This is a genomic window from Neisseria sp. HMSC058F07 (assembly GCF_001810035.1).
In the GTDB taxonomy this organism is placed as follows: Bacteria; Pseudomonadota; Gammaproteobacteria; order Burkholderiales; family Neisseriaceae; genus Neisseria; species Neisseria perflava.
Map to the genome: position 1 here is coordinate 1 of NZ_KV799666.1, position 6,433 is coordinate 6,433.

A 6,433-nucleotide genomic window follows, 5' to 3' on the forward strand; every position below is an offset into this window, starting at 1 on the left:
GTGTTGACTGGTTTTGTAGGTAGGCGTATAGTTCGGTTCTTCGCTGCTGACGCGGTGAAGAAAACGAAGCAGACAGTATAACACAGTTAGTTAGAATTTTCGATAATTTTAGTTGACATTTGCTAAATGTACTGTATAATTCGATTCGCTCTTTAAAAAACAGATTACCGATAAGTGTGAGTGCATTAGGCCTCACACTGTTTGAAAGACAGACAAGATGATGTTTTAGACATTGTCCTGTCGGTTTCTTTGAAGCAGACCAGAAGTTATAAGTTAGAGATTGAACATAAGAGTTTGATCCTGGCTCAGATTGAACGCTGGCGGCATGCTTTACACATGCAAGTCGGACGGCAGCACAGAGAAGCTTGCTTCTTGGGTGGCGAGTGGCGAACGGGTGAGTAATATATCGGAACGTACCGAGTAATGGGGGATAACTAATCGAAAGATTAGCTAATACCGCATATTCTCTGAGGAGGAAAGCAGGGGACCTTCGGGCCTTGCGTTATTCGAGCGGCCGATATCTGATTAGCTAGTTGGTGGGGTAAAGGCCTACCAAGGCGACGATCAGTAGCGGGTCTGAGAGGATGATCCGCCACACTGGGACTGAGACACGGCCCAGACTCCTACGGGAGGCAGCAGTGGGGAATTTTGGACAATGGGCGCAAGCCTGATCCAGCCATGCCGCGTGTCTGAAGAAGGCCTTCGGGTTGTAAAGGACTTTTGTCAGGGAAGAAAAGGCTGTTGCTAATACCGACAGCTGATGACGGTACCTGAAGAATAAGCACCGGCTAACTACGTGCCAGCAGCCGCGGTAATACGTAGGGTGCGAGCGTTAATCGGAATTACTGGGCGTAAAGCGAGCGCAGACGGTTACTTAAGCAGGATGTGAAATCCCCGGGCTCAACCTGGGAACTGCGTTCTGAACTGGGTGACTAGAGTGTGTCAGAGGGAGGTAGAATTCCACGTGTAGCAGTGAAATGCGTAGAGATGTGGAGGAATACCGATGGCGAAGGCAGCCTCCTGGGATAACACTGACGTTCATGCTCGAAAGCGTGGGTAGCAAACAGGATTAGATACCCTGGTAGTCCACGCCCTAAACGATGTCAATTAGCTGTTGGGCAACTTGATTGCTTAGTAGCGTAGCTAACGCGTGAAATTGACCGCCTGGGGAGTACGGTCGCAAGATTAAAACTCAAAGGAATTGACGGGGACCCGCACAAGCGGTGGATGATGTGGATTAATTCGATGCAACGCGAAGAACCTTACCTGGTCTTGACATGTACGGAATCCTCCAGAGACGGAGGAGTGCCTTCGGGAACCGTAACACAGGTGCTGCATGGCTGTCGTCAGCTCGTGTCGTGAGATGTTGGGTTAAGTCCCGCAACGAGCGCAACCCTTGTCATTAGTTGCCATCATTTAGTTGGGCACTCTAATGAGACTGCCGGTGACAAGCCGGAGGAAGGTGGGGATGACGTCAAGTCCTCATGGCCCTTATGACCAGGGCTTCACACGTCATACAATGGTCGGTACAGAGGGTAGCCAAGCCGCGAGGTGGAGCCAATCTCACAAAACCGATCGTAGTCCGGATTGCACTCTGCAACTCGAGTGCATGAAGTCGGAATCGCTAGTAATCGCAGGTCAGCATACTGCGGTGAATACGTTCCCGGGTCTTGTACACACCGCCCGTCACACCATGGGAGTGGGGGATACCAGAAGTAGGTAGGGTAACCGCAAGGAGCCCGCTTACCACGGTATGCTTCATGACTGGGGTGAAGTCGTAACAAGGTAGCCGTAGGGGAACCTGCGGCTGGATCACCTCCTTTCTAGAGAAAGAAGAGGCCTGATGCATTCACACTTATCGGTAAACTGTAAAAGATGCGGAAGAGAAAAGCTTGAGTGAAGACAAGATTCGCTTAAGAAGAGAATCCGGGTTTGTAGCTCAGCTGGTTAGAGCACACGCTTGATAAGCGTGGGGTCGGAGGTTCAAGTCCTCCCAGACCCACCAAGAACGGGGGCATAGCTCAGTTGGTAGAGCACCTGCTTTGCAAGCAGGGGGTCATCGGTTCGATCCCGTTTGCCTCCACCAAGAACTTTACAAATCAAAGGAAGCCTGCTATACTTAGCAGCTTATTTTGATTTGCGAAGTGAAATATTGACGCATCGATCTTTAACAAATTGGAAAGCCGAAATCAACAAACAAAGACAATGAGTTTGTTTTAATTTTTTGTTCTTTGCAAAGGATGAAAAATCTCTCGCAAGAGAAAAGGAAACAAACACAGTATTTGGGTGATGATTGTATCGACTTAATCCTGAAACACAAAAGGCAGGATTAAGACACAACAAAGCAGTAAGCTTTATCAAAGTAGGAATTTCAAGTTTGCTTCCCTAGTCAACGGGTAGGCAAACGAAGTCAAAGAGGTTCTTGAAATGATAGAGTCAAGTGAATAAGTGCATCAGGTGGATGCCTTGGCGATGATAGGCGACGAAGGACGTGTAAGCCTGCGAAAAGCGTGGGGGAGCTGGCAATAAAGCTATGATCCCGCGGTGTCCGAATGGGGAAACCCACCTCTTAGGAGGTATCCTTATCTGAATACATAGGATAAGCGAAGCGAACCCGGAGAACTGAACCATCTAAGTACCCGGAGGAAAAGAAATCAACCGAGATTCCGCAAGTAGTGGCGAGCGAACGCGGAGGAGCCTGTACGTGATAACTGTCGAGATAGAAGAACAAGCTGGGAAGCTTGACCATAGTGGGTGATAGTCCCGTATTCGAAATCTCAATAGTGGTACTAAGCGTACGAAAAGTAGGGCGGGACACGTGAAATCCTGTCTGAATATGGGGGGACCATCCTCCAAGGCTAAATACTCATCATCGACCGATAGTGAACCAGTACCGTGAGGGAAAGGCGAAAAGAACCCCGGGAGGGGAGTGAAATAGAACCTGAAACCTGATGCATACAAACAGTGGGAGCACCCTTGTGGTGTGACTGCGTACCTTTTGTATAATGGGTCAACGACTTACATTCAGTAGCGAGCTTAACCGAATAGGGGAGGCGTAGGGAAACCGAGTCTTAATAGGGCGAACAGTTGCTGGGTGTAGACCCGAAACCGAGTGATCTATCCATGGCCAGGTTGAAGGTGCCGTAACAGGTACTGGAGGACCGAACCCACGCATGTTGCAAAATGCGGGGATGAGCTGTGGATAGGGGTGAAAGGCTAAACAAACTCGGAGATAGCTGGTTCTCCCCGAAAACTATTTAGGTAGTGCCTCGAGCAAGACACTGATGGGGGTAAAGCACTGTTATGGCTAGGGGGTTATTGCAACTTACCAACCCATGGCAAACTAAGAATACCATCAAGTGGTTCCTCGGGAGACAGACAGCGGGTGCTAACGTCCGTTGTCAAGAGGGAAACAACCCAGACCGCCAGCTAAGGTCCCAAATGATAGATTAAGTGGTAAACGAAGTGGGAAGGCCCAGACAGCCAGGATGTTGGCTTAGAAGCAGCCATCATTTAAAGAAAGCGTAATAGCTCACTGGTCGAGTCGTCCTGCGCGGAAGATGTAACGGGGCTCAAATCTATAACCGAAGCTGCGGATGCCAGTTTACTGGCATGGTAGGGGAGCGTTCTGTAGGCCAATGAAGGTGCATTGTAAAGTGTGCTGGAGGTATCAGAAGTGCGAATGTTGACATGAGTAGCGATAAAGCGGGTGAAAAGCCCGCTCGCCGAAAGCCCAAGGTTTCCTACGCAACGTTCATCGGCGTAGGGTGAGTCGGCCCCTAAGGCGAGGCAGAAATGCGTAGTCGATGGGAAACAGGTTAATATTCCTGTACTTGATTCAAATGCGATGTGGGGACGGAGAAGGTTAGGTTAGCAAGCTGTTGGAATAGCTTGTTTAAGCCGGTAGGTGGAAGACTTAGGCAAATCCGGGTCTTCTTAACACCGAGAAGTGACGACGAGTGTCTACGGACATGAAGTAACCGATACCACGCTTCCAGGAAAAGCCACTAAGCTTCAGTTTGAATCGAACCGTACCGCAAACCGACACAGGTGGGCAGGATGAGAATTCTAAGGCGCTTGAGAGAACTCGGGAGAAGGAACTCGGCAAATTGATACCGTAACTTCGGGAGAAGGTATGCCCTCTAAGGTTAAGGACTTGCTCCGTAAGCCCTGGAGGGTCGCAGAGAATAGGTGGCTGCGACTGTTTATTAAAAACACAGCACTCTGCTAACACGAAAGTGGACGTATAGGGTGTGACGCCTGCCCGGTGCTGGAAGGTTAATTGAAGATGTGCAAGCATCGGATCGAAGCCCCAGTAAACGGCGGCCGTAACTATAACGGTCCTAAGGTAGCGAAATTCCTTGTCGGGTAAGTTCCGACCCGCACGAATGGCGTAACGATGGCCACACTGTCTCCTCCCGAGACTCAGCGAAGTTGAAGTGGTTGTGAAGATGCAATCTACCCGCTGCTAGACGGAAAGACCCCGTGAACCTTTACTGTAGCTTTGCATTGGACTTTGAAGTCACTTGTGTAGGATAGGTGGGAGGCTTTGAAGCAGAGACGCCAGTCTCTGTGGAGCCGTCCTTGAAATACCACCCTGGTGTCTTTGAGGTTCTAACCCAGACCCGTAATCCGGGTCGGGGACCGTGCATGGTAGGCAGTTTGACTGGGGCGGTCTCCTCCCAAAGAGTAACGGAGGAGTTCGAAGGTTACCTAGGTCCGGTCGGAAATCGGACTGATAGTGCAATGGCAAAAGGTAGCTTAACTGCGAGACCGACAAGTCGAGCAGGTGCGAAAGCAGGACATAGTGATCCGGTGGTTCTGTATGGAAGGGCCATCGCTCAACGGATAAAAGGTACTCCGGGGATAACAGGCTGATTCCGCCCAAGAGTTCATATCGACGGCGGAGTTTGGCACCTCGATGTCGGCTCATCACATCCTGGGGCTGTAGTCGGTCCCAAGGGTATGGCTGTTCGCCATTTAAAGTGGTACGTGAGCTGGGTTTAAAACGTCGTGAGACAGTTTGGTCCCTATCTGCAGTGGGCGTTGGAAGTTTGACGGGGGCTGCTCCTAGTACGAGAGGACCGGAGTGGACGAACCTCTGGTGTACCGGTTGTAACGCCAGTTGCATAGCCGGGTAGCTAAGTTCGGAAGAGATAAGCGCTGAAAGCATCTAAGCGCGAAACTCGCCTGAAGATGAGACTTCCCTTGTGGTTTAACCACACTAAAGAGTCGTTCGAGACCAGGACGTTGATAGGTGGGGTGTGGAAGCGCGGTAACGCGTGAAGCTAACCCATACTAATTGCTCGTGAGGCTTGACTCTATCATTTGAAGAACTTCAAGAGATAAAAGCTTACTGACTGATTCAGTCATCACCAAATATATTGATTAAGGCTTTACCGATTTGTAACAGTTTAAGTTTGGCGGCCATAGCGAGTTGGTCCCACGCCTTCCCATCCCGAACAGGACCGTGAAACGACTCAGCGCCGATGATAGTGTGGTTCTTCCATGTGAAAGTAGGTCACCGCCAAACACCCATTCCGAAGCCCCCGACTGATGTCGGGGGCTTTTTACATGCCTGTCGGTTCTGTCGGTTTGATGACTCGTGCATTCTTGTTGTTTAAATTAAAGGATGATAACTATGTTGTTATTCTTGAACATAAAGTGCCGAAAGTTACGGTTAACTGTTTAGAATATTTGAAATCGAACGGTATTTGCGTTATTATGTCGTATGCATTTATATGGAATAGGGCCGTGTTCTACTGTCGTGTGGCAGTGTCTGCGGGGAAGTAAAACTGTCCTGCAGCCGGCCCGGTTGATTCAATCCAACACGTTATAGGAAAACCCTGATGAAGAAATTTTTATTTGGTGTCTTTGCCGCCGTGTGTACGGCATTCTCTTTGGCTGCCGTGAACGTCAATACGGCCTCTTCTGCCGAACTGGAGGCATTGCCGGGTATCGGCCCGGCTAAGGCGAAAGCGATTGTGGAATATCGTCAGAAGAACGGTGCGTTCAAATCGGTGGAGGAGCTGAAAAACGTGAAGGGCATCGGTGATGCGGTGCTGAACAAGTTGAAGGCGGAGGCGACGGTTTCTTCTGCCGCGCCTAAGGCCGCGCAGCCTGCCGTGAAAAAATAAGTCTGACGGACGTTTGTGCCGTATATGCCGCCCCGAGGCCGAACCGTTTGCCGGTTGGGCCACGGGGCGGCTTTGTTTGGGGGTGGGAATAAAACTTGAACCAGTGGAGACTTTACATGGGGTGAAGGGATAAACGGATAGGGTGCCTCTTGTTGGATAGAGATATAGAAGATAAAGGGAAGAAAGATATGTACTTAAAGGCATTTGACAGAAAATGGGATAGGGCAACTGTGCAGAGGGGCTACTCCTTGATACAGCTGCTGGTGGTGATGCTGCTGGTTTCGATCTTGGCAACG

Annotated in this window: 1 protein-coding gene, 2 tRNA genes and 3 rRNA genes; all 6 read left to right on the plus strand. The window is 49.9% G+C overall.

The features are described 5' to 3' along the window. Nucleotides 1-282: 282 nt before the first annotated feature. The 6 genes from HMPREF2696_RS01950 to HMPREF2696_RS01980 all read left to right on the plus strand — a co-directional run bounded on the left by HMPREF2696_RS01950 (nt 283) and on the right by HMPREF2696_RS01980 (nt 6,137). Nucleotides 283-1,823: ribosomal RNA gene (locus HMPREF2696_RS01950) — 16S ribosomal RNA — on the plus strand. A gap of 105 nt (nt 1,824-1,928) precedes the next feature. Next, nucleotides 1,929-2,005 (plus strand) — tRNA-Ile (locus HMPREF2696_RS01955). A 5-nt stretch (nt 2,006-2,010) separates the two neighbouring features. Then, a tRNA-Ala gene (locus tag HMPREF2696_RS01960) sits at nt 2,011-2,086 on the plus strand. Nucleotides 2,087-2,434: 348 nt separating this feature from the next. Further along, a 23S ribosomal RNA gene (locus tag HMPREF2696_RS01965) occupies nt 2,435-5,323 on the plus strand. Between the two features lie 96 nt (nt 5,324-5,419). After that, nucleotides 5,420-5,533: ribosomal RNA gene (gene rrf / locus HMPREF2696_RS01970) — 5S ribosomal RNA — on the plus strand. The 16S, 23S and 5S rRNA genes sit together here with 2 tRNA genes alongside, the layout of an rRNA operon. A 316-nt stretch (nt 5,534-5,849) precedes the next feature. Beyond that, the gene (locus HMPREF2696_RS01980) at nt 5,850-6,137 is read left to right on the plus strand and encodes a ComEA family DNA-binding protein (RefSeq protein ID WP_004520163.1); all 288 of its coding nucleotides are present in this window, start codon (nt 5,850-5,852) and stop codon (nt 6,135-6,137) included. Nucleotides 6,138-6,433 lie beyond the last annotated feature (296 nt).

Coding starts and splice junctions, on each gene's coding strand:
- HMPREF2696_RS01980 (WP_004520163.1), top strand. CDS start 5,850: ATGAAGAAATTTTTATTTGGTGTCTTTGCCGCCGTGTGTACGGCATTC.